Origin of the sequence: Methylobacterium dankookense, assembly GCF_902141855.1 — a bacterium.
GTDB lineage: Bacteria > Pseudomonadota > Alphaproteobacteria > Rhizobiales > Beijerinckiaceae > Methylobacterium > Methylobacterium dankookense.
This window is the reverse complement of the sequence record NZ_CABFVH010000130.1, coordinates 1-750: the sequence shown is the minus strand read 5'-3', so window position 1 is coordinate 750 and position 750 is coordinate 1. Positions and strand designations below refer to the sequence as shown.

The window sequence follows — 750 nt, the reverse complement described above, 5'->3', positions numbered from 1 at the left end:
GGAGCCTCTGATTGAGGAATGCCGGCCCAAGGCCAAGACACCGCCCCAGGAGGTTCGGCGCACGATCTCGGCGATCCTCTGGCGGCATCAGAACGGGGCGAAGTGGCGGGCCATCCCCGAAGACCTGGGGCCCTGGTGGCAGGCGGCGCAGATCTTCATCCGCTGGGCGCGCGCCGGGGTGTGGGAGCGGTTGCTCGACCGGGTGCAGGAGCGGGGCGTCGCGCTGGGCATGGTCTTCCTCGACGGCAGCAATGTGCGGGCTCACCAGAAGGCGGCAGGCGCCGCAAAAAGGGGGGATCTGCGACCGAGCGAGACGCTCGTGAAGCGCTTGGCCGCTCACGTGGCGGCTATGGCACCAAAGCCTGCCTAATCGCCGACGGGAGGGGCCGCGCCATCGCTTTTCGCATCGCGCCCGGGCAGGCTCACGAACTCCCCCACGCCATTCCCCTGCTCGACCAGCTCTCCGACGTGCCCCAGTGGGTCGTGGGCGACCGTGGCTACGCCAGCCATCGGTTCCGCGATCACATCTGGAGCACCGGTGCGCGTCCCGCGATCCCGGCCAAACGCAACGAGGCGCCGCTCGCCTGCCCGGACTGGATCTACAACAACCGCAACATCGTCGAGCGGTTATGGGCACGCCTCAAGGAATGGCGCGCCGTCGCCACCCGCTACGAGAAGACCGCCGTCAGCTTCACCAGCGTCCTCTGCCTCGCGGCCACGCTCGATTGGATCAAGTGACGACAGGCCCTA

At 68.4% G+C, this 750-nt stretch carries 1 protein-coding gene; it reads left to right on the top strand.

The features are described from left to right. Window positions 1–738, top strand: a protein-coding gene (locus MTDSW087_RS29875) for an IS5 family transposase (RefSeq protein ID WP_144769421.1) whose coding sequence is annotated in 2 segments (ribosomal slippage) — window positions 1–284 and window positions 284–738 — 739 coding nt annotated over the 2 segments. Because the reading frame shifts where the segments join, the coding sequence is not laid out codon by codon here. This gene is flagged as partial in the annotation. Between the last annotated feature and the right edge of the window lie 12 nt (window positions 739–750).